Source organism: Nitrospirota bacterium (assembly GCA_040755395.1).
Classification (GTDB): Bacteria; Nitrospirota; Nitrospiria; order Nitrospirales; family Nitrospiraceae; genus DATLZU01.
On sequence record JBFMAX010000012.1, the window covers coordinates 104207 to 126338 of the forward strand.

Annotated in this window: 27 protein-coding genes; 8 read left to right on the forward strand and 19 right to left on the reverse strand. The window is 62.0% G+C overall.

Annotated elements, in window-relative coordinates; translation table 11 throughout:
• Nucleotides 1-96 precede the first annotated feature (96 nt).
• The 16 genes from AB1555_15920 to AB1555_15995 form a co-directional block, all read right to left on the reverse strand.
• On the reverse strand, nt 97-1002 hold the full coding sequence (locus tag AB1555_15920; protein MEW6248179.1) for a hypothetical protein: 906 nt from the start codon (nt 1000-1002) through the stop codon (nt 97-99).
• 122 nt (nt 1003-1124) lie between these two features.
• Nucleotides 1125-2153 carry an anti-sigma factor gene (locus AB1555_15925; GenBank protein MEW6248180.1) on the reverse strand — a complete coding sequence of 343 codons (1029 nt, stop codon included), beginning with the start codon at nt 2151-2153 and terminating at the stop codon, nt 1125-1127.
• Complete coding sequence (locus AB1555_15930; protein ID MEW6248181.1) at nt 2150-2749, reverse strand: sigma-70 family RNA polymerase sigma factor; 600 nt, start codon at nt 2747-2749, stop codon at nt 2150-2152. The genes AB1555_15925 and AB1555_15930 overlap by 4 nt, the downstream gene beginning before the upstream one ends.
• 123 nt (nt 2750-2872) lie before the next feature.
• Nucleotides 2873-3766 (reverse strand): S24/S26 family peptidase, encoded by an 894-nt coding sequence (locus tag AB1555_15935; protein ID MEW6248182.1) that lies wholly within the window; start codon nt 3764-3766, stop codon nt 2873-2875.
• Between the two features lie 13 nt (nt 3767-3779).
• Nucleotides 3780-4724 carry a nucleotidyltransferase family protein gene (locus tag AB1555_15940; protein ID MEW6248183.1) on the reverse strand — a complete coding sequence of 315 codons (945 nt, stop codon included), beginning with the start codon at nt 4722-4724 and terminating at the stop codon, nt 3780-3782.
• Nucleotides 4693-5751: a radical SAM protein gene (locus AB1555_15945; protein MEW6248184.1), complete on the reverse strand. Its 1059-nt coding sequence runs from the start codon at nt 5749-5751 to the stop codon at nt 4693-4695. Before AB1555_15945 ends, AB1555_15940 begins: the two co-directional genes overlap by 32 nt.
• A complete protein-coding gene (locus AB1555_15950) occupies nt 5748-6689 on the reverse strand; it encodes a hypothetical protein (GenBank protein ID MEW6248185.1) in 942 nt (313 codons plus the stop codon). The genes AB1555_15945 and AB1555_15950 overlap by 4 nt, the downstream gene beginning before the upstream one ends.
• 76 nt (nt 6690-6765) lie before the next feature.
• Nucleotides 6766-6960, reverse strand: a complete 195-nt coding sequence (locus AB1555_15955) for a hypothetical protein (protein ID MEW6248186.1) — start codon at nt 6958-6960, stop codon at nt 6766-6768.
• A 13-nt stretch (nt 6961-6973) separates the two neighbouring features.
• On the reverse strand, nt 6974-7168 hold the full coding sequence (locus AB1555_15960) for a hypothetical protein (protein MEW6248187.1): 195 nt from the start codon (nt 7166-7168) through the stop codon (nt 6974-6976).
• Complete coding sequence (locus tag AB1555_15965; GenBank protein ID MEW6248188.1) at nt 7165-8295, reverse strand: radical SAM protein; 1131 nt, start codon at nt 8293-8295, stop codon at nt 7165-7167. The genes AB1555_15960 and AB1555_15965 overlap by 4 nt, the downstream gene beginning before the upstream one ends.
• A complete protein-coding gene (locus tag AB1555_15970) occupies nt 8280-9197 on the reverse strand; it encodes a radical SAM protein (GenBank protein MEW6248189.1) in 918 nt (305 codons plus the stop codon). The genes AB1555_15965 and AB1555_15970 overlap by 16 nt, the downstream gene beginning before the upstream one ends.
• On the reverse strand, nt 9190-9489 hold the full coding sequence (locus AB1555_15975) for a PqqD family protein (GenBank protein ID MEW6248190.1): 300 nt from the start codon (nt 9487-9489) through the stop codon (nt 9190-9192). The genes AB1555_15970 and AB1555_15975 overlap by 8 nt, the downstream gene beginning before the upstream one ends.
• Before the next feature lie 50 nt (nt 9490-9539).
• Nucleotides 9540-10346, reverse strand: a complete 807-nt coding sequence (locus AB1555_15980; protein ID MEW6248191.1) for a class I SAM-dependent methyltransferase — start codon at nt 10344-10346, stop codon at nt 9540-9542.
• Nucleotides 10347-10354: 8 nt separating this feature from the next.
• Nucleotides 10355-11467, reverse strand: coding sequence for a hypothetical protein (locus AB1555_15985; protein MEW6248192.1), 1113 nt, complete (start codon nt 11465-11467; stop codon nt 10355-10357).
• Nucleotides 11451-11651, reverse strand: coding sequence for a hypothetical protein (locus AB1555_15990; protein MEW6248193.1), 201 nt, complete (start codon nt 11649-11651; stop codon nt 11451-11453). The genes AB1555_15985 and AB1555_15990 overlap by 17 nt, the downstream gene beginning before the upstream one ends.
• Nucleotides 11652-11778: 127 nt before the next feature.
• A complete protein-coding gene (locus AB1555_15995) occupies nt 11779-12552 on the reverse strand; it encodes a tetratricopeptide repeat protein (protein ID MEW6248194.1) in 774 nt (257 codons plus the stop codon).
• 101 nt (nt 12553-12653) lie between these two features.
• On the opposite strand from AB1555_15995, the gene AB1555_16000 reads away from it, so the two are divergent.
• On the forward strand, nt 12654-13004 hold the full coding sequence (locus tag AB1555_16000) for a cupin domain-containing protein (GenBank protein MEW6248195.1): 351 nt from the start codon (nt 12654-12656) through the stop codon (nt 13002-13004).
• 229 nt (nt 13005-13233) lie between these two features.
• Here the strand turns inward: AB1555_16000 and AB1555_16005 are convergent, their stop codons facing one another.
• Entirely contained in the window at nt 13234-13671 is a 438-nt protein-coding gene (locus AB1555_16005) for a hypothetical protein (protein ID MEW6248196.1), read from the reverse strand.
• 225 nt (nt 13672-13896) lie between these two features.
• On the opposite strand from AB1555_16005, the gene AB1555_16010 reads away from it, so the two are divergent.
• The 7 genes from AB1555_16010 to AB1555_16040 all read left to right on the forward strand — a co-directional run bounded on the left by AB1555_16010 (nt 13897) and on the right by AB1555_16040 (nt 21013).
• Nucleotides 13897-14736, forward strand: a complete 840-nt coding sequence (locus tag AB1555_16010) for a DUF6502 family protein (protein ID MEW6248197.1) — start codon at nt 13897-13899, stop codon at nt 14734-14736.
• A 35-nt stretch (nt 14737-14771) separates the two neighbouring features.
• Nucleotides 14772-16199, forward strand: a complete 1428-nt coding sequence (locus AB1555_16015) for a DUF5666 domain-containing protein (protein ID MEW6248198.1) — start codon at nt 14772-14774, stop codon at nt 16197-16199.
• 211 nt (nt 16200-16410) lie between these two features.
• Nucleotides 16411-16545 carry a hypothetical protein gene (locus tag AB1555_16020; GenBank protein ID MEW6248199.1) on the forward strand — a complete coding sequence of 45 codons (135 nt, stop codon included), beginning with the start codon at nt 16411-16413 and terminating at the stop codon, nt 16543-16545.
• A 132-nt stretch (nt 16546-16677) separates the two neighbouring features.
• Entirely contained in the window at nt 16678-17733 is a 1056-nt protein-coding gene (locus AB1555_16025) for an HDOD domain-containing protein (GenBank protein ID MEW6248200.1), read from the forward strand.
• Nucleotides 17734-17784: 51 nt separating this feature from the next.
• Entirely contained in the window at nt 17785-19560 is a 1776-nt protein-coding gene (locus tag AB1555_16030; GenBank protein ID MEW6248201.1) for a SagB/ThcOx family dehydrogenase, read from the forward strand.
• A gap of 167 nt (nt 19561-19727) precedes the next feature.
• Nucleotides 19728-20579, forward strand: a complete 852-nt coding sequence (locus AB1555_16035) for a hypothetical protein (protein ID MEW6248202.1) — start codon at nt 19728-19730, stop codon at nt 20577-20579.
• Between the two features lie 50 nt (nt 20580-20629).
• Nucleotides 20630-21013, forward strand: a complete 384-nt coding sequence (locus tag AB1555_16040; GenBank protein MEW6248203.1) for a glycine zipper family protein — start codon at nt 20630-20632, stop codon at nt 21011-21013.
• Here AB1555_16040 and AB1555_16045 read toward each other — a convergent pair.
• Both AB1555_16045 and AB1555_16050 read right to left on the reverse strand, forming a co-directional pair.
• Nucleotides 20989-21441 carry a VanZ family protein gene (locus AB1555_16045; GenBank protein ID MEW6248204.1) on the reverse strand — a complete coding sequence of 151 codons (453 nt, stop codon included), beginning with the start codon at nt 21439-21441 and terminating at the stop codon, nt 20989-20991. The two genes, AB1555_16040 and AB1555_16045, sit on opposite strands and share 25 nt — an antisense overlap.
• A gap of 121 nt (nt 21442-21562) precedes the next feature.
• Nucleotides 21563-21925: a response regulator gene (locus tag AB1555_16050; protein MEW6248205.1), complete on the reverse strand. Its 363-nt coding sequence runs from the start codon at nt 21923-21925 to the stop codon at nt 21563-21565.
• Nucleotides 21926-22132: the final 207 nt, after the last annotated feature.

Sequence of the window (22132 nt, forward strand, 5' to 3'; positions counted from 1 at the left end):
CTGTCCCTCGACTCTCCGTCCGTGCAGCGTGCGGATAAAACGGGCGTTATCTTAACACAGCCTTCCGGTCAGGAGAAGCCGGTACGCCGTTCCGATTCAACGGGTTGCTGCAGATGAGCGGCGCACCCACTCGAACTCATAACGCAGTTGGAGCGCGAGATACCGCTGGACCAGCCCGCCGCGGTCCAGCGGCATGTCGCGCTCGTGGATCAGGCTGAGCTCCAGGTCCCCGTGCCGCAGCGCGAGACCGACGACCAGATCCAATTCGGTCGGACGCACGGCGTTGCCGGCGCTCCGGTCCGTGAAGAAATTCGTGTCGGCGAACAGCACGACGCGGTTGCGATACAAGTCCAGGTCCGCGTGCGCGACGTATCGGAAAAGCGCCCGGCCGGTGTTGTCTGGGCGGGCGAAGTAGTTTTCGTTGTGGAACAGCCAGCCGGCTCCGGCATAGGTCGTCAGGTTTTGGTTGGGGAAATGCGTTCGCCACCAGCTCCATTGGCTCGCGTCAGGCCAGCGGTAGGTCATCAGCGTGTCCGCGTAGATCTGTTTGATTCCGCTCCGATCGAGCGGCGCGTCTCGCTCGTACTGCAACCGCCAGCCCCAGTTGCCCAGCGAACCGGTGAACGCAAACGTGGCGTCCCATTCCGAGAGCGCGATCCATCCGCCGCGCCGGTCGGAGAAGAAATTCTGATCGGTGTAGAACTGCAGGTACTGTTTGTACAGATCCGTTTCAAGATGGAGCATGTGGCGCAGGCCGACGAGTCCGGTGTTGTCCGGTCTGGCGGCGAAGGTCGGATTATCGACAAACGCGGCGGTGAGCAGGTAGCCGCGTAGCCAGTGCTGCTCGGCGGCTTCAAGGCCGGCGGACTCCGCCGTGTCGCCGAGGGCCGGCAACGGCCGGCCGTATTTTTCCAGCGCCCAGGCCGGAGCGATCCATGGAACGGCCAGAGCCACCAAAATGGCGACGTTCCGGAAACAAAGGAGCGGTCCGGGTCGTAGCATGACGAGCAGGGCTCCTTGGACATGCGACCATGATCGCTCGACGACGAGACAATCACGAGGAGAAAAAATCCGGCTCTTGTAACCGCCCTGCACGGACCTGTCAAGCCGGGAGTGGGTGGGGACTACAGTTGGCCGATGAGATAGATCGCGCCGGTCGGCTGGGGACGGCCGCCTTCCGGTTCCAGGCTGACGGCAAACTTGGTGGTGCGGGAGAATTCGGGAAGGTATCGGATCAGCAACCGGCCTTTCTGTCCGGCGTCCGTGGTGAAGGTGCCCGCGCTGACGGGCTTCTCCTGGACGGCCCAAAGTTGGTAGGTTTTGCCGCCCGGGAGCGGAGGCAGGTTGAAGGCGTACAGCCACGCTTTTTTCGTATCGGGATCGTACAGCAACAGCCCGCCGGCCCCCTTCGCCATCTCGGAACCGGACAATGAGACAACCTTGACGGTCGGCATCCGCAACAACGCCGCGATCTCGTCCTGCAGCGCCCGTACACGCCGGAACGCGGTGCTGTCCTTCTCGAGCTGGGCGAGTTGCGCGCGCGCATCGTCGAGCTCCGCTTCGCGGCGGATCACGGTGTCCCGCAACTCACCGATCTCGACGTCCTGTCGCTCAAGTTCCTGCCGCATCTGTGCGAGGGCGAGTTCTTTGTCTCTGACCTCGCGTTGGAGCGACGCCATCTTCGCGGTTTCCCGTTGGAGCGCTGTTTCAAGCTGTTGGAGCCTCTCCGTTTCCGCCGGGGTCTGCATGTAGAGGGTCCACCCGACATAGCCGGCTCCGGCGACGACCAGCAGTGCGGCGAACGCCAGCGCAAACCGGGCGGCGTTGGAAGGAAACGATCGCGCGGACGGAAGCGGTGGAAACAGGTGGTTCATCCATTCGCCCGGTTCGAGGCTGGGTTTGCTCGGTCGCTTGACCGCCTCCGTGTCGGCCGGACTTCGAGGGGCCATGATTTTCGCTTTGAGCCCGCGAGGCGGAGGCGCGGGAGCCAGCCCGTACGGCAACATGGCCGCTACGGCCTGGTACTCCTTCAAGGCCGTATGGCACGACGGGCAGCCGGACAGCAAATGCGCTTCGAGCGCCTGCCGGTCCGTGCGTTCCAACGCGCCGACCGCATACAAGGGGACCGCTTCTTCAAATTCCTCGTGGTTCATCGAGCGTCGCCCTGGTCGCAACATCCCCTCAAAGCCGTGCGCAGCTTGTTCATACCGAGTTTGATTCTGGTCTTGATCGTTCCCACGGGTTCATTCAACCGGGCCGCGATTTCTGTGTGGGACAATCCCTCATAGTACGCCAATTCCAGGGCCTGCTGTTGGGCTTCCGGCAGTTCGGCCAACGCTTTGCTGACGGCGTTCCGCAACTCCAGGTCCGCCTGGATTTCGAACGGGCCCGGCGACTGGTCCGGGACGTGGGGCGTTGAAAGGTCCATCGAGTCGACGACGGTCCGAGCCTTTGAAGCTCGTGCACGCAGCCGGTCGAGCGCGCGGCTTCTGGTGAGCGTGACCAGCCATGCCATCGGCGTGCCCCGCCCGACATCGTACCGGGCGACTTTCTTCCAGACCTCCAAATAAATGTCCTGGAGCAGTTCGGCCGCCTCGTCCCGATTCCCCAGAATGCGAAGGGCCAGCGTATACAGCAGCGAGCTGGATTGATCATACAACTGGCTGAATGCCTGGTGATCTCCCTTGACCACCTGGGCCATGAGCTTCGGATCGATCAAGGATGAGGCGTGTCGGGATGAGGTGTCCATGCAGACCGGTGCTTAGCGGGATCGAACCTTCCCACGCGACTTACACGCCTCAATCATAGCATTCTACGTTCGAAACCGACAAAAAGATGCGTGTGTGACATCGGGTGAAACAACGGAAAGGTTTCAACCGGGCAAGCGACCGATGACGGATCCTGAGCGATCTTCGGGTTGGAGGCCGAGCCCTGTCTCGATAGGCTGTTTCTCGAGGGACGGGCCGGCTTCTAGACGCCGGGTCAGCTTGTGGAGGACCTGCTCCAGGCCGAGGTCCTTGACGAGCGGCTGGACAAAAATCTTGCCGGAGGCCGGATCGCACGCGCCGAGCGCATAAGGCCCGAGCCGGACTTCGAGCCGTACGCGTTCCGCGGCTGGCGCTACGCGAACGAGCGGCGTCCTTTCGACTTCGTCCAGCCGGATCGTCTCACGGCGGACGACGGAAAACGCTCCAAGCGAGTGAAGCGGCGTCCGCCTGATGACATGTACTCGCGCTCCGCGCCTGATCAACCAGGACAGCAGGGCGCGACCACGAGGACTACACCTCAGCCATTCCCAGACTTCTTCGGCCCGATGGCGCCATGCCGTGTTCCAAGCCGTCAGAGACCGATCCAGCACCAGACGTAGCTGCGCGGCCACGGTCGGTTCGGCCGGTCGGCCGGGAACCAACCGTTTCCCGCGCCTGCTGATCGCATGGACCTTGGCCAGCACGTCGCACAGGGGGACGGCTTCGCCGGGCTCCCGGGTCCGGTCTCCGGCCGTGAGGATTTCGCCCGGTCGGCCATAACCCGTCACGCGATGACAGACGAGGACGTTGTTGCGGCGGAAGACGACGATGTCTCCGGGACGGATGTCGTGCGCCTCCTCGACTTCGAGGACGTCGCCTTCCTGAAGGGTCGGAAACATACTCCAGCTTGCGACCCTGAGCCTGATCAGCGGGCCTCCGTGCGGGGAACTCAGAAGAGGGAGCAGATCAGCCGGAGGCTGAAAAGCCGACGAGTTGTCGAGGACGAGACGGCGGATCATGACGACGTACGCGTCAACACGAGCGTGCAATCGAACGCGCCAGGATTCGGCCGATCAGGAGCCCGGCTTGATGGATTAGATGGAGCGCACGCGTGACGCGGAGCATGACGGGCTGCGACTTCGCGAGGTCGCCGTAGCGAGATGCGAGAAACTCTGGCGGCGGCCAGAAAGTACGCCGGAGCCATAGGCGTTTCTGCCCCGGAGGCCTGGTGAGAAACAGCAACAAATGGCCGAGTCCCTCGATCGGCTGCGTCCCCACCAATCTGCGCAGAAGCCAGGCCAGCAGGCGTTCCCCCGCACTGGACGGAGCCAACCGCCTGAGGACCCCGTCCGGTACAAAAACGCGCGGCTCCTGCCGACAGGCGAAGGAGAGCCCATGGTAGACGGGAATTTTCAGATGGTGACGCGTTGCCTCTGCGATCAGAGGTTGCCAATCGATCCGCTCTTTTCGCGTAAGCAGGCGGAGGTCGGTCATGAATGAGGGGACAAAGTAGCCACGATGAACGACGCTGTAGGCGGTCAGATACAACAGCAGATCATACCCCTCCAGGCATTTGATCGAAAGCCCGTCGAGCGTCCGGCGCACGGCGCGTTCCCACAGGCCGGCCTGATCGTCCGCGTACCACACCGCGGTCGTGATATCCAGGATGAGTCCGCCCTCCGGCGACACATAAGCGGGATTGCCGTCGATGAGCCGACGAAAACCCGAGGCCGTCAGAATCTCGTCGATCTTCCACAGATCCCGCTCATGCACCAGAAGATCGACGTCCGTGATCGGTCTGAGGCCGCGGACACCATAGACGCGGGAGAGCAGGTCGGCGCCCTTCAGGACGATGAAGTCGATCCCGCCGTCGTGGAAAAGCCGGCCGACCTGGACGAACCGGTCGAGCGTGCGTTTGTTGGCGAGGCTGACCCGCGAGTACGCTTCAGCCAGATCGTCGAGGGTTGAGGGGGACATGGGCTTGCTTCTCCAAGGTGGCCCACTCCTTGAAATGGGGAAGGCACACGCTCATATCGCCGGTCTCCAGCCAGGCGTCGCTGCGGCCTTGCCGGCAGTACGGACGCAGTTCGCAGCTCGGACATTCGTACTGCGCGTTCGGCTCCGCCCGGTCCACGGTCTGCTTGAGGACCTCCCATCCCTCCCGGACAGTCCCCCTGCGCAGGTCGTAGTTGGGAATCGGGAACGCTGTGCAGAGGTTCATCCCACCGTACGGGGTGATGGCGAACCGGCTGCGCCCGCAGGCGCACTCGATGAAGCGGTCATTCGACGAGCAAGGGTCCTCGACAGGGGTGCCGTTGGCGTTGAATAACCTGGCCTGATCGATCGCGATCTTCCCTTCAGGGCTCAGACGGTACCGAAGCGGTGTCTTATCGCCGTCTGTCTTCGGCATGATGTCCAGCGAGTATTGGAATTTCCAGCCGTACGGTTCGATCAACTTCCGGCAGGCCTCGACTTCGGCGTGATTCACCGTCGTCACCGGCATGCGGACGATGACCGGCAGGGAGCAGGCGGCCAGGTGACGAAGCCCGTTCCGAAAGGATGTATAGGATCCTGCGATGCCGGTCATCCGTTCGTACGTCGGCGCCGTCGCGCCGTACATCGACACAATGATCCGGTTCACGCCGACTTCTTCCAGGACCGCCGTCGCCTTCGGCGTCACGCGTGTGGCGTTGGTCAGGATGTGCAGGACAAACCCCAGGCGGCGGGCATGCCGCAGGATGTCCAAGAAGTCCGGACGGGTAAAAGGTTCTCCGCCGCTGAAGGTCAGGTGCAGGACCCCCAGTTCCGCCACTTGATCGAGGATCGTCGTGACTTCTGCGATCGTCAGTTCATTCGGCAGCGCCCGGTGGGTCGGATTGTAGCAGTGCACGCAGCGGAGATTGCACCCGTACGTCAGCTCAAAGGTGACGGCTTCGGGCCGTCTGGCCGCGACGGACCGGCGCGATAGCGACGTGAAAAAGTTCTCAGCCGTCAGCGTCTTCATCGTGCGACCATTGACAGTGGGGCACCGTCGGCCTCCAGATAGTCCACGATGTCGGGGGTGTTGAGAAACGCCAGTTCGGCGCCCCCCACCCGTTCGACCAATTCCGAAAGAAATGACAGGGCTCCTTCCAACCCTTCCCGATCCCAAAGCGGAAGCACGCACTGGCCGAGCAGGAATCGAAAGAGAGCGGGAGGGGACAGTGGTGTGACGGCGTGGCGGTCTTGCCCATGCCGGATACAGTACAGCCTCGACAAGGGACCCGAGTCGTTGGCGGCGAACCGGCCCGATCCCACCCAAGGAGTGCCATGCAGCATGATACCGTGCGGATACCGTCGGAGGATCGTCCGCTCATCGCTCAACACCGTCGATCCGCGATCGGCGTACAACCCCGAGAGTGTCGACTTGCCGGCTCCCGATGGACCGGAGAATGCCACGCCGCCTGCCGGCGTCAGGATTCCCGCAGCATGGAGCAGCGCGCCGCCGTCTCGCGCGAGCCTGGTCACCAGACAGACTTCCACGAGCGGGTTGAGGATCTGAACAGGAGACCAGCCGCAGGTTTCTTCGAACGTCTGCTCAGTGATCCAGGTGTGGATGCGAGAGAACGAGGCGTCGATCAACGACCGGCTTCGCGGCGCAGAGGTTTGCGTGTCCAGGGCTTCCAGCATGTAGCCTGACGGGCTCTCATATAAGGCCCAGAGTCCGCGACAGGCATCGAAGCGCAAGAGCCGATCCGGGAAATCGGGGAGAGTGCGCACCAGGGTGACCGTGACATGTATGTCCGCGGGACGGTCTGCGCGGCAGTCTGCGGGGCAGTCTGATAAATCCGCGGACTGAACCACAAACGTGGTGAACGGGTTCACGGGCCAACTGATCAGTGGGCGGTTGTTGTGCTCCGCCAGTCGGACCTGGTAGCCTCCGAGTTCGAAATCGATGATCATGGTCGAGCGGCCCCCGAGGGATATTCTGGTCGGCAATATATCGGCATCGGTTGGGCTCACTCCGCTGCTCGTCTAGTCAGGACGGTCGCTGACCGCTGTCGGATCCGCGACGAGTCGCGTTTCTCTTGCATCCGCCCATGCGACAGAACAGGTCGAGTCCGCCGGCCATCGGGTTGCCGGATAGCAGGCTGCACGCGCTCAGAATCGCCTGTTCCTGGTTCAACTCGATCCGATAGAGTTCTGGCGTACTGTACGGCTTTTTCTCGCTCATCGAACAGCTTCCTTTACGAGGGGCGCAGACCGCTGTCGGAGCTGCCGCCGGGGTTGGCTCTCTTGCACCCGCCGGCTCGGCAAGTCACGTCCATGCCGCCGGCCATCGGATTGGTCGCCGTGAGGCTGCACGCGCTCAGAATCGCCTGTTCCTGGTTCAGCTCGACCCGGTAGAGTTCTGGCGTACTGTACGGTTTTTTCTCGCTCATAGGGCCGCCAAGCTCCTCTTTCTCAGGCCCAGCGGATGGAGCAACGTCCGACCCAGGGCCTGCTCAGCGCGCGCCAGGGCCATGTCGCAAGCGTACGGAATCGGCGCCTGAACGCTCCCGCACTCCCGGCGGGCTTCCGAGGGTTTTTTCTCGCAAAAGGTAAAGATCTGACAGGTCAGGCAGGGGGACGACTCATGATATCGGCTGGCGTGGATGGCCGCAAAGACCTTGTCGATCGCGTCGCGCAGCGAGTACTCCCGGAGAGAGACGCGGTGCTCATACTCCATTGTGCAGGCGCCCAACTCGCCCCAGGCGTTGATGTGAAAGGCGTCTGTGCCGCAGCCGCAGCGGTACAGCCGGTCCGTGGGCGGAGCCGATAAGTCAGCCGAAGCCGAACACGGTCGGTCGCCCGTCCGGGTGGCGTCATCACGCTGCTCCAGGACTACGACATCTTCCGGAGCCAACCTGAAATCGAGCGGCGACAAATCGCCGTTGAGCCGTGGCGAGAGGGCGGTGGTGAAGCCGAACGTGAGACCCAGCGATTCGACGAATCGCCGGATCGCAGGCAGTTCCTCCTTGTTCCAATTCATTGCTTTGGTTCTGAGGGTGAACGGCAGGCCGCTGTCTTTGAGCAAGGCAATGCCCTTCATGAAAGCCCGGAACGATCCCGGCACCTGGGTAAAGTGATCAAACGCGCTCTCGTTCACCGAATGGCAGGAGATGTCGATCGAAAACGGCGGCCGCTGCTGCAACCGCTCGACGGTCGCTTGAGTGAACAGCGTGCCATTCGTATATAACTGCAACAGAAAGCCCTTGCCATAGGCGTCCTCGTAGATATCCCAAAAGTGAGGATGCGCGAAAATCTCGCCGCCGGTCAGGTTCAACCACAGGATGCCTAGGTCCGCCATTTCATTCACAAGCCGTCCGATCTCCGGCAGGGTCAGCTCGCGAGGAAACCAATCTCGATGGTTATAGGGATCGGTGTAGCAGTGACGGCAGTGGAGATTACAACGGTAAGTCAGCTCCAGTTGCGCTTTGATCACCCGACGGGTGCGGGCGGCGCATTCGTGGACGCGGCGGCTGAAGTCCTGATATTCCTGCGAGAGGAGAGCTAGGCGGTCACGCATGGTTGGCGGCCGGTTGAAGGGAGGTGAGAGGACGGTTGAGCTTTCCAGGGACAAGCGAAGGTCGGCAGATGCCGATAGAAGCCTTCTTTGAACGAGCCTCGGCGGAGATCGTAGCTCTGGGCGCGGTTCCCTGAGCACAGTTGCAGTCCGCCGTAGGCGTCGATGTGAAACGTGCGCATTCCGCTTCGACAGGGGGGTGGAGGCGCAGCCTGTTTCCGGCAAGCCTCCTGCCACAGGGTCGGGTCCCGGCGGTTCAACTCGTCCTGCTCGGCCTGTGACAGGGCGTACCGGAACGGCGTCTCCCCGCCGTCGAGCGCAGGCCGCATGTCCTCGCCGAGCTTGTATCCCACTCCGAGCTTCTCCGCGTAGCGTTTGATCTCAATGATCTCGTGACGATTTGCGGTCATGGCCGTCGTCTTGAGGAGCAGCGGGAGTCCTCGTTCGCGCAGCAGCCGGATCGCCGCCAAGCATCGCCCATGCGAGCCTCGCCCCTGGGTGACTTGTTCGAACGTCTCATCAGTGAGTCCGTGCAGGCTGATTTCGATGCGATGGGGAGGGCGCGCGGCGAAACGGTCGGCAATGGCTTCCGTCACCAGCGTGCCGTTGGTGAATACCGTGACGAGGAACCCCGAAGCGACGGCGTGGTCATAGAGATCGAAGAAATCCGGACGCGCCAGTGGCTCCCCGCCGGTGAGGCATAATTCGAGACAGCCGGCTTCGGCCAGCTCGTCCATGATGCGGAGGATTTCCGGCGTCGTCAGTTCCCGCCGGATGAATTCCGGGCGGTTAAAACAATCCGTGTAACACATGACGCACCGCAGGTTGCACCGGCAGGTGATCTCCCATTGGCAGGAGTAGGGATAGCGTTCGGGCAGCGCGTTCAGCGTTGTGACATCACGCATCGGCGACGACGGAGCGTTCCTGAATGGCGTTGATGGACAGGAGATCGTCCATGAGTGTCACGAAGTCCTTCATGACTTGGTCGGGCTGTCCATCGTACTCTTCGCAGAAGTCTGTGACGATATCCTGCACGGTTCGCGCGCCGTCGATTCGCCGCCACAACGCGGCGCCTGTTTCATTCAGGACGTAGATGCAAGGGGGATCGCTCAGTTTACGACGGATGGGGACAAGGACGCACTCGCCCGCGATATCGCGTTGCACGAAATCCGGGCTCTTGATGTAGACCTTTTCCATGGCGGGAGCGGCGCGCTAAAGATAGCAAATTCTCCTAGAGCCTGCCAGTGCTATTTCAGCGCGACGACAGCGAAGGCCCGTCTCCAATCAAGCTCACGGACGACGACTCCGGCTTCTTCCAGTTCTTGCCGCACTTCCTGCTCCGTCTGAAAAGCATGGAGGAAATGACCCTGCGGGCAAGTGTCGCCCGGCTGGTAGGCTCGGTTCGCTCCGAGCAGTCCGGCGAGCCGGCGGGCCAGGGCTTCGCGGAGACGGGTCATCCGCGCCTGCGGCTCCTGTTCGGTCAGAAAACTCAGGACGGCCAAGCTCTCCGGCGACAGCGCCCAGCAAAGATCGCGAAGCCACATCTGCCGCTGAGCCCTGCCCGGAATGGCGCTGTACATGATGCTCGCGAGCAGCGCGGAGTCGAAGCTCGCCGGACGAAAGGGGAGACGGGCTAGGTCAGCCCGGACAAACCGGACATCGTGCCCGAGCCTCCGGGCGATGCGGGTTGCCGCGCGGAGAGCGGTCGCGTCGGTATCGATCCCGACCACGGACAGCCCCCGCCGGGCCATGGCAATAGCCTCACGGCCGACCCCTGTTCCCAGTACCAACAGGCGGCCGTTGGCGAGCGCATAGCGATCTGCAACCTCTCGTTCCCACGGCTCCAGTTCGCAGAGGGAGGGGTCGTCGGGCAGCGTCGTGACGCTGGATGAATAGGCTCGCTGATAGTGTCTCCGGGTCAGGCGGGTCAACTGGTCTGGTGTCAGCAGCGCCGGCAGCAGTCCGTTGAGAAACAGCGCCAGGCGTTGCAAACATCCGCCGGCCCGTTCGAGGGCTTGCGCGGCCAACCGTATCAGAAAACCGAAGAGAGGCAAGGAATGCCTCACAGATATCGGGCGAGGATCTCCGCCGCGTCGGCCGCTCCCGTCGGTTGCGGCGCCGATGCCGGCGGTTCAGGAGCCGTCCACGCCGCCTCCAGGGCTTTTTCCCACCGGCCGGCCACAAAGTCATCCATGAGCAGTTCGGCCCCGCGCCCGTAGCGATGCAGAAAATCCACCAGCGGACCTTCGTCGGGGAAATTGTACCGCCGCACGTAGACGAGCGGCTTGTGTTGCGCAACGGCTTCGATGACCGTGCTGTAGCCCGGCTTGCTCACGAGGAGATCCGTCGAAGCCAGAAGGGTGTTGAACCGGAAGGGGAGCTGCCCGGCGGCATGAATTCTTGAAAGGGGAGCGGAAACGGACCCATCGAAGATAAACCGATAGCCGGACAGCTCCTCCAACCGCTGAAGCGGCAGCGAAGCCAGCGGGATTCCGCCGAATCCCACCAGCACCAGGCGCTCAGCCGGCGAGGCTCTCACGGCTCTCCGGAGTTCCGCCGGTTTCGGCTCCAAGGTTTGGGCGATCGGACCGATGTCCACGATCCGGCGGAAGGCATCCATGTCCAGTCCGGGCATGGCGCGGAGCAGCACATCGGCCGCTCCATAAGCGCGGCGGATCTTGTCGATGATGGTTTGGTGTTCCGGGATGCTCCGGTCTCGGAATTCGTCCAGAACCAGGTCCCAACTCAGAGAGCCGAGCGCCACAGTGGGCACCCCGGCCTGCGCGCCGGCTGCGGTCGCCAGGTAAGAGATATCGGAGAGGACCAGGTCCGGCTTAGCAGTGCGGATCGCGCGGACTTCATCATCGAGCTTCACGTCCCACAGGCGGTGAAACCGGATGTGCTCCGTCCAGGTGGCGGCGGCGTCGATCTTCAATGGACCGTGCTGTACGCACCCGATGTCCTGTTCGGCCGGGCTCAGCTTCCAGTCCAGAACGAGGCGGCCCTCGAAGAAAGAAGCGGGGACGGAGGTGCGGAGGATGGCGGTGAGCCGCTGGACTCGTCGCGCCAGCTCGTTGAGAACAGGCAGGACCTGAGCGGCGTGCCCGTACCCATGTCCGGAGATCGAACACCAGATCAACGGCATCGATTCGCGCGTGTCAATCGCCTGATCCAAGATGCTCGATCGGCGCGATGTTGTACTGCAGTTCCAAGTCGAACTCCTCGATCAGCTCATTGGCGATCTCCCGCCCCAGGTCGCCACGAACCTCCTTGATCACCAGGTCGATGGCCATGCCAGCGTGCGGGCCGAACTGGGTGATCGCCGCCTCGATCCGTTGGCGCGCTTCCTCTTGAGTCATGCGGTGTCTCCGTTCGCCTGCAGCTTCAGTCCGGCACCGGCGACAGGCTTTCTGTCTCGTGGTTGGGCCGCCCCGACGCGCGGCATCATACCACCGGTGAGGAGGAGAGGGCCAGACAGTGCCGGGATTATCGGGGTCTGAATCGGGTGAGCAGCTCGGCCAGCCGCTCCGAGTCGGCTTTCAACTGCGGGAGGGCGGAGCGGGTGTCGACCAGGATGACACGTTCCAGGCACCGAACGGCGGAGACCCCGTCGCCGATGGCTTCGTAGAGGTCGGCCAATTGTCGGAGGACCGCGGCCTCGCCTTGGGGATTTCCCAGCTTGATAAAGTGCTCCGACGCGTTGTTGAAGCATTTCTCCGCCTGAGGAAAGCGTTCGGCGTCAAGATAGGTCTTGCCGAGTCGGCTGTAGGTCATGGCCAGCCCCTCTTCGTTGCCGACGAGACGATGGGACTCCAGCGCCTGCTTGAACGTCTCGATGGCGTCGTCGATCCGCCCTTCCGCGACGTTCACCAGCGCCAAGTTGGACAAGAGGATCCCAAGCGCACGATGGTCCTGCAGCGGTCGGAGCACATCGAGCGCTTCGAGATAGTACGGGCGGGCGCGCTCCGGATATCCCGCCTCCACCTGAAGATTGCCGAGGTTGACCAGAGTCAGGCCGATGGCATTCCAATCCTGTTGCCTGCGTTGGATGGCCAGCACCTCCCGGTAGCACTGCTCGGCGGCGGCGAGGTCTTTCAACATGGCGCAGACGTTGCCGAGATTGCCCAGCGAGTCGGAGAGTTCGCGCTCCGTCCCCTGTCGCCGATCATCCTGAACCGCTGACTCGTAGTAGCGCCGGGCTTGCGGGAGGTCTCCTCGATGAAGGAAGATGCGCGCCAGGTGTTTATCGGCTTCGGACATGGTTCCCGGGTACTTGTGTCGCCCGTGGCAGGCTGCTATCTTGAGCGGCACGTGACGGCGATGCAAGGTCTTTTCGAAGGAGTCGGACCACGGAGGGCGCCATGGTGATCAAACACTACGCGGACGTGAAACCGGATGCATACGCCGGCGCGCCCGAGGGCGTCGAGATGCGCGAGATGATCACGGATCGGGACGGAGCCCCTCGTTTTGCTATGCGGGTGTTCGACGTGAAACCGGGCGCCGGCACCCCGTTCCACACGCATGAATGGGAACACGAAGTCTATATCCTGAAGGGAACGGGGAGAGTCCGCACGGAAAACGGAGACACGCCGTTCGCTCCAGGGGACTCGGTCTACATCGCGCCCAACGAGAAACACGGCTTCATCGCCGATCCCTCGGCTCCGGTGCAGTTCATCTGCGTGATCCCGGCGAAGAATCAGTGCCGGCTGTAGGCGAAGCCGGTGAATGGTCAATAGTCAAGTGTCAAGGGAGAGACTCCCTTACCCGCTGACCAATGACCGTTGACCATTGACGTTTATCAGAAAGTGCAACCGTGGCTCAGACGACGTGTCGGCGCTGCGGCGGTCAGTACGTCTACCACTGCTGCGACGGGCCCGTGTGCATGCCCTGTCCCCACTGCGGCTTTGACGAGGCGCACGAGGATTGTGAGCCGGCGACCGATCAGTCCCCGCCCTTGAATATATCCTTGTCGTAATCGTGACCGTCCTCCTCGTCGACCTTCAGTCCGAGTCCGCGCTGAAAGGAGATGCGGAGCTCCCGGATCTGCTCGAGGTCGAGCAGCTCCTCGACCGAGCGGCAGTCCGCGTCCTTGAGAAATCGCTCGCAGAGGTCGAGGCCGGTCTTGAAGTGCAGCGGAAGGGTTTCTTCCGTCACCTGCTGCCAGGTGATGTAAATGCAGAAGGCTTGGAAAGCTCTCGCCTCCGGATGGCGGGCCCCGATGCGCTGCAACGTCCAGTAGGCGTCCGTGGCGGTCGCGCCCGCGACGGAGGAGAACGTCGCCTCGGCGTGCTCGGCTTCCTCCCAATCGTTTCCCAATTCGCCGGTCACTTTGGCCCGTGCAAAGGCGCGTTGCGCGGCGATGGCCGGGTCGAATCGCATAAGGGTCGTCCTTGACGATGGCGACAGCATACTGAGGCGTTTCATGCGGCGTCAATTGCGCGGGCTTGCGCGTTTACTTTCCGTGAGCGACCTGGTTAGTGGACGCAAAGGTTCCAGGAACCTTTTCTGCCAGCTCCTGAAACATCTTCTCCTCCTAAGAACAAAAGAGAGGATTGACAACGGCCATCGCCAGGCTTTAAGTTTTGGGAAAATTGTCCCAAATTTATGAAGCCCCGTCCTTCCGCGCTGCTCGCCGCTATTTCTCACTTGCTCCGTCCCCTGGTTCGTCTCCTCCTGCGCCACGGGATTCCGTTCAAGGCGGTCGCGGAAGTGGCCAAACACGTCTACGTGACGGTCGCGATGGATGAGTTCGCGTTGCCCACGCGCAAACAGACCGTCTCACGAGTCTCGGTGCTGACCGGGTTGTCACGCAAGGAGGTGCACCGTGTGTTGGCGATTCCACCCCAGCAGGACCAGGACGCCGCGATTCGCTACAACCGGGCCGCACGGATTGTGACGGGCTGGATTCGAGATGCCGAATTTCTCGACAAACAGGGGAGGCCGAGACCGCTACCCTGGCAGGGGCGGAGGCGAAGCTTTGCCGCCTTAGTGGAACGGTATAGCGGGGACATCCCGGCGCGTGCCGTGCTCGATGAATTGCTCCGGGTCGGCGTGGTGCGTCGACTCGAGGACGGTCGCGTGCAGTTGCTCACGCGAGGCTATGTCCCACAAACAAGCGAGCCCGACAAGCTAGCCATCTTGGGCACGGACGTGGCCGACCTCGTGACGACCATTGATCACAACCTGCAGCACGGATCCTCGACGCCACGCTTTCAGCGAAAGGTGATGTATGACAACCTGCCAGCGGAAGCTGTGGCGCGTTTTCGTACACTGGCGAGCCGCTCCGCACAGAAGCTGCTGGAAGGATTTGACCGATGGTTGGCCAGGCATGACCGCGATCGCTCGCCATCGGTGAGGGGTACCGGTCGTCTGCGTGCTGGTGTCGGGATTTACTATTTTGAAGAAGACCTCACTTCCGCCCCACCTGGAGGGGATCACCCATGAACTGCTTATATTCAACATACATATGGAGAAGCTTCTTGCCGCTTGTTCTGATCGGAACGTTAGGCCACCTTGGCGGCTGCGGCAGTGGGGGTGGGAGTGGGAATGTCGATGGCGGCATCGGCGGAACTGGGATCAGCGCGGGAGCTATCAGCGGCTTCAGCAGCATCGTCGTGAACGACGTTCGCTACGAGACGGCGGGCGCCACGATCACCGTCGATGACCAGCCGGGAACGGAAAGCGACCTCAAGGTCGGCATGGTCGTTACCGTACAGTTCACCATTTCCGGCCCGACCCGGAGAGCGACCAGCGTCGAGGCGGAGGACGTCGTGGAAGGCCCCGTCGAATTCGTGGCCGCAGACGGGCTGAGTCTGGTGGTGCTCAAACAAACCGTATTAGTCGATAACGCCACGGTGATCGACACTAGCATCCCCGGCCAGGACATCAAAAACTTGAAGCCGGGGGTTGACCACGTGGAGGTCAGCGGGTTCGTCAAAACGTCAGGGGTCATTGCTGCCACGTTCCTTGAGCGGAAGGCGGCACCGGGCGATCTGGAGCTCAAAGGGTTTGTGAGTGAGCACAATCCTGCCGCCCAAACATTCAAAATCGGCTCCCTGACTATTAATTATGATGCTGACGACATTAGCGAGATGCCCAATCCAGCCGGGCCCCAAGGCTGGAACGGGCTCCTGGTGGAGGTCAAAGGCAGTGCCTTCAGCGACAGCTTGTTAACGGCAACAAAGGTTGAACCCGAGCAACTCCCTCTTGTCGACGGACAATTGGCGGAGATCGAAGGGTTCGTAACCCGGGTGGTTGGACCGGGCGATTTCTTCTTGGGTAATGTCCGTGTGCAGACGACGCCCTCCACCGTTTTCCAGGGCGGTACCGTGGACGAGATCGTCGTGGGTGTAGAACTCGAGGTGGAAGGGTCCGTGCGCAACGGCGTTCTGATCGCCACCGAGGTGGAGTTTGAGGATAGCGTCAAGCTCGAAGGCAATATCGCGGCAAAGCTCCCTGGTCCAGACGCAAGGTTCGGGACGCTCACTCTCAAGGGATTGTCCCCGATTGTGGTCGAGGTTAACAGCCAAACCGAATTCAAAGGGCAAGGAGACCCGAGTGATTTGACTGCTTTTGCGGTAGACGACCATGTAAGGGTTCGTGGGCGCAAGGGGACGCCTTGCACACCATCCGAATGCCGGGTGGTTGCAACGGAGCTCGAGAAACGAGATCCGGACGCGGATGTGATCCTTCAGGGGCCGATCGACTCCGCGAATGATCCGATACTAGTTATCCTTCAGGTAACCGTCGATACCAGCGATCCGCAGTTTCAGTTTGAAGACGTCAACGACAATCACCTGAGCCGGCTACAGTTCTTCAACGCTATAAAAGTCGGCACGCTGGTCAAAGCGGAAGGGGTTCTGAGTGATAACACCATCCGGTGGGAGGAAGCGGAGCTTGAGGATTAGGCGGCGAAATTGCTCGAGGAACCTGTTTTGTCTTGCCGGCCCTCTGTCATTAATTCTGATGCCACAACGCCGACAGACCAATCCAGCATCCTTCGTTTCAGCAGAGAGCTGCAAATGGGAAGAAATGGGTCGGGAGTCATTTCCATTGCGTTCTTAAGCCTGGAGCTGATCTATCCGATAGAGAACTGGATGATCTGCAGCGGGAACGACCATGAACCGGCTGTTGTTCGTGGATGATCAGCGGGAGGTTCTGGAATTTCTCCGCAGGCTGCTCGCGCATATGTCGGACGAGTGGACGATGGAGTTTGTCGGGAACGCCGAAGAGGCTCTTGCGGCCCTGGCTTGATAGCCGTTTGACGTCGTTCTATCCGATATCCACCTGGTCGGGACAGGAGGCATCCAGCTCCTGTCAGACGTAAGGCGTCGCTATCCCCGGACAATTCGGATCGCCTTCTTCGGGTGCGCCCATCGTGACACGGTGCTCCGTTCGTTTGAGGTAGCGCATCAATTCCTGCCCAAGCCGTTCGACTTGGATGTCCTGCAATCCGCCGTCGATCGAGCCTGTACTCTTCAGGATCGGTTGGACAGCGATTCGTTGCAGAAGATCGTTTCGACTATCCGCACGCTTCCGAGCTTGCCGGACTTGTATCAGGAACTGGTTGCGGTCATGCAGTCACCGGCTGCATCGACGGAAACCATTGTCCCCATCGTGTCGAAGGACATGGCGATGGTCTCGAAAATGCTTCAGGTCGTGAATTCGGCGTTTGTCGGGCTGCGCCGTATGATCTCCCGCCACGCCCATGCTGTGGCGCTGCTCGGGCTGGATACGGTCAAGTCGTTGGTGCTCACGCTCCAAGTGTTCAGACAGTTCGAGCAGGACCTATCCATGCCGGTGCCGATCGATTCGCTCTGGCGGCACGGTCTGGCGACGGCCTCCCTCGCCCGGCGTATTGCAGAGCTCGATGGAGTGGGCTCACTCGGGATCCAGCGGGCCTTTATGGCCGGGCTGCTCCGCGACATCGGTGTCCTGGTTTTAGCAACGAATTTCCCGGACCGTTTTGCCGAGGTGATGGAGCAAGCGAAGATCGGTGGACGCCCGATGGCCGAGGTGGAGCGTGGGCTGCTGGGGACGACCGAGGCGGAGGTGGGAGCATACTTGCTTGGGATTTGGAGTCTCGACAACGCCGTCGTTGAGGCCGTGGCGTTCTATCATGCTCCCGCCTCGATGCGGCAGTCGGGCTTCAGTTTGTTGTCGGTCGTGCACGTCACGAACGCGTTGGAGGAAGTGCAGGACACAACCCTTTCCGCGCGTGCCCGAACCGTCATCGATCAGGAATATCTCGGATACTGCGGCCTTTCCAGCCGGCTCCCCATCTGGCGGGAGCAATGCGCCTCCCGACCGCCTCTGCGCCGGTTGGCTCTACAAGTCCCGGCTAAAGCCGCCTGGTCGATCTTCACGACTTCCGTCTCTCTTGTCTATCGGCGTATACCCGATCCCCTATTCGACGGAACGACCTCATGTCGAGGCCGTTGACTCGGCTGCTCGTTTACATTCGAACCGGAGAATAGGTAGACTGTCCACGTCATGTCGGGAACGCCTCATGAGCATGTCGGTCCGGAACCGGCAGCCGCGGCGGCAGCGCTCAGTCTGCTTGAACAGGTCATCCGCTATCACCAGGAGACCAAGCATCATTTTTTTCGGTATGCCCGCTCGTTGGGCTACCTGGATTGGGCCAACCAGCCTGATCCCTTCCGGCGCTTTCAGGGCGCGCCGTTGATCCCGCTGCCCATTCTGCGACCAGACGAAGAACCGCCGAGTCCTCCTTACGAGGCGCTGTACCGCTACGGAGCGGTGGAGAGCCAACCGCTGTCGATCCGCACGCTCTCGCGGTTTTTCGAGTATGCGCTGGCGCTCTCGGCCTGGAAGCAGGCGGGGGGCGTGCGGTGGTCGCTACGGAGCAATCCTTCGAGCGGCAACCTGCATCCGACGGAGGGCTATGTGCTCCTGCCCGCGGCGCCGGGTTTGTCGAAGACGCCGGCTCTGTACCACTACGCACCGAAAGAACACGGGCTGGAGATGCGGGCCACCTATTCGGCCGACGCGTTCGAGCGGTTGATGGCGCCCTTTCCCCCCCACGCTTTCCTGTTCGGCCTGACCTCGGTCTTCTGGCGGGAAGCCTGGAAATACGGTGAGCGGGCCTTTCGGTACTGCCAGCACGATGTCGGCCATGCGATCGGCACGGCGCGCTTCGCCGCGGCGTCGCTGGGGTGGCGGATGGCGCTGTTGGATGGCCTGTCGAGCGATCTGCTGGCGGATTTGTTCGGCGTCAATCGAGCGGAGGACTTTCGCGACACGGAGCGCGAACATCCGGAATGTGTGGCGGTCGTCTGGCCCGATCGTGCGGGAAGGGGTCAAGGGTTAGGGGTAAGGGGAAGCCAGATTGAGATTCCGTTGTTCCTTGATGCAGCGGTGGTGAATGAGTTGGCCGCCGGGCAGTGGTATGGGAAGGCCAACCGGTTGAGCCATGAACATGCGGTCCATTGGGACATTATCGATGAGGTGGCCGAAGCGTCGTGGAAAGCGCAGACGGAGAAGCGTACGGTTTTGTTGCACGATTCCCCCGTTCCGGCTACCCGTGACCCCTTACCCCTGACCCCTGACGGGTCCTTGGCCGGGCAGATCATCCGGCGGCGACGCAGCGCCGTCGCCTTCGACGGAAAGACGTCGATTTCGGCCGCCACATTCTTCGGAATGCTCCTTCGAGTCATGCCGCAGGCGCACCTTCCACAGATGGAGCGCCCCTCGCCTTGGGACCTCTGGCCGTGGTCGCCGGCCGTGCATGTGGCCCTGTTCGTCCATCGGGTCGAGGGGCTGGGGCCGGGACTGTATGTGCTGGTGCGCGATCCGGAAAAGCTGCCGCTGTTGCAGCGCGCGATGAATCCGGAATTCGGCTGGGCACCGGCGCCGGGATGTCCTGCCGGCCTTCCGCTCTTTTGGTTGCTGGAAGGCGACGCGAGGCGCGTGGCGGCGCAGGTCAGTTGCCATCAGGATATTGCGGGCGACGGCGCCTTCTCGCTCGGCATGATCGCCGAATTCGAGGGCAACCTCGGCCGACACGGCCCCTGGTTTTATTCGCGCCTGTTCTGGGAATGCGGTCTGCTCGGGCAGGTGCTCTATCTGGAAGCGGAAGCGGCCGGTGTACGGGCGACCGGCATCGGGTGTTTCTTCGACGATCCCGTGCACGACCTCCTGGGCATCAAAGATTTGACCTTCCAATCACTGTATCACTTTACCGTCGGCGGACCCGTGGACGATCCGCGCCTGCTGACGTTGCCGCCGTACGAAAGCCGTGACACGTGATGCGTGATGCGTGACAGGTGAGGGGTGACGAGAAAAGGCTTAGCGCTCACCAGACTTGGATACAGAGTTGGTCGATATGACTGCATTTGCCTGATTCGATTTTCGGAGCGCTAATTCAACTTCATCCCGTATCACGCATCACGCGTCACGCATGACGGGGTAAAGGTATGTTCAAGATCAAGAAAAAAGCTCCCTCCCAATCGAAGAAGCAACCGATCCTGTACAACATCATCGAGGACTATACGGAGTTCGATGCGCCGGGGAACGTGACCGTCTGCGCCATGACGGAACCGGAGGATCTCGCGGCCCACGCCCGCGTCCTGTCCGAGAGTTATGACGTCCCGTCGGACGTGATGACGCGGTTGCTCACGGAAGGCGGCGTGTACGCCTATCCGCAGACAGGCCCGCTCGTGACGCGCGGTCTGTTCGTCTGCCGGATCGATCCCTCGGGTCGGGCGCCCAAGCAAACCTGGGTGCTGGATCTGGTCCAGTACGCCGAGGCGGAGCAGCTTGCGCGGTCCTACGGGCTGGCGCTTGAAGAGGCCGCGGCGCGTGTGTTCTACCGCACGTTGCCGCCCGAGCTGCAGGAGCGGTTGGCACAGAAAAATCTCGGTCTTGATGACAGCAAGTTGGATCGCTCCGTGGCGCGGGGCGGCGATATCACATACATCGACTTTCGGAAGGATTGGTCTCCGCACTTCAAACGATTGTGCATTATGCCGGACGGACGACTGGTGGAGACCGGCGGCATCCAGGAATTCGCCGCGCTGCACAGCATCACCGTGGAGCAGGCCAGGGCCCTCGTCGAACAGGGCGGGATTTTGGAAGCGGACGGCGAGGTACTGGCCTGCCAGATCGTCAACGGGCAGCCGGCGGTGGCCCGGTTCAACCGAGCCCAATACGCCAAGGCCAAGGAGTTGGCGTCGAAGAAAGGGCTGCATATCATGGACGCCTTGAGCGAGGTCGGCCTGAGCGATCCGGCGATGATTCGGGCTCTCAAACGAAGGGAACTGCAGTGAGGGACAGGGTCGTCGCGGCGCTTGCGCGTTCGCTAGCGTTGGTGGCGGGGATGGCGATGGTCGGTTGCGCGAGCCCCAAGCCCATCTTGTACCCCAATGCGCATTATCGCCAAGTCGGGCCGGAAGCGGCGGAGCGGGACATCGAAGAATGCAAGGAGTTGGCCAAGGAGGCCGGCGCGACGCCGAGTCAGGGCAAAGCCGGCCAGGTGGCGGGGAGCACGGTCGCCGGGGCCGGCGTCGGCGCTGCGAGCGGCGCGGTCGGCGGGGCCGTGGTGGGGGCGGCCGGGCGGGGATCGGCGATCGGCGCGGCCGGCGGCGCCACCGCCGGCTTGCTGCGGGGCCTGTTCAGGCGATCGCCCCCCAACCAGGCCTACATCGGGTTTGTGAACCGTTGCTTGAAGGAACGCGGCTATGATCCGGTGGGGTGGGAATAGCGACCGCCGGTCACGACGGAACGATCGGCGCGGCCACTCGGGCGAAGGCGACGCGCGGCGAGGTAGGCGCCGATCGCCGCCCCGAAGGCATTGCTGCACACGTCGGTGACGGACGGGACATGGTTGTGACTGAAGACTTGATAGAGTTCGATTCCCGACGAAAGCCCGAGGGTCAAGAGCACGGTCGCGATGAATCGGCTTCGCGTTGCGCTGTTCATCGCTTTGACGGCCAAATAGCCGAATGGGACGAACAAGGCGATATTGGCGCCGATGTCGAACAGGACACTCGGGGAAGGCCGGCTCAGTTCGGAGAATGGAAGCCATCGCACGACACCCCAATGAGCGTGGCCCTTGAAGTCCGACCATGGGAAGGTCGTGGCCATCAAGATGATCACGAGCCACCCCACCAACAGCGTCCGGCGCATCATTACGGCATTCCGGAGTACGGCATGAACCGAAGGCTCATGCACAACTATTTTCAAGCAAGGCTGTTTACGGAAATCGGTCCGAAATCAGGAATCAGAAGCCGGCGCGGCACGGCGAAGAGAGTCAGCTCTCCAGCACCTCTTTCACGGCCGCCATCATTTCGTTGAGATCGAAGGGCTTCTCGAAGGTCCGGCGCGCGCCGAAGAGCTTGGCGACGTCCAGAAAATTCCGGTCGCCCTGCGCCCCGGTGATGGCGATGACCTTGGCGTCCACATATTCGCGGGTGAGTTGCAGGGTGGCCTCCAGGCCGTCCGTATCCGGCATCAGGATGTCCATGATGACCAAATCGACCGGCGTGCGCTGATAGACGGTCAAGCCTTCCCGTCCGTCTCGGGCTTCCAACACCTGATGGCCGGCCTTCTCCAGCACCCCGCGAAGCAGGGTCCGGATCGATTCTTCATCATCGATAACGAGGATGGTGGCCATCGGTCTCTCTCTACCGGCCGGTGGTATCACCTCGCGGCCACAGGGGCGTCCTATGACGGATCGGCGCGCACTCTAGGAGTCTGTCCGACATTGACCTTTCTACTGCGGCGAACGATGCACCGACATCTGCGTCGTTCTCGGCCCCGAAAAATCCTCAACGTATTCCAGCGAATACGCCTCCGGTTTTTCGCGGCCTGTGGCCTTGCA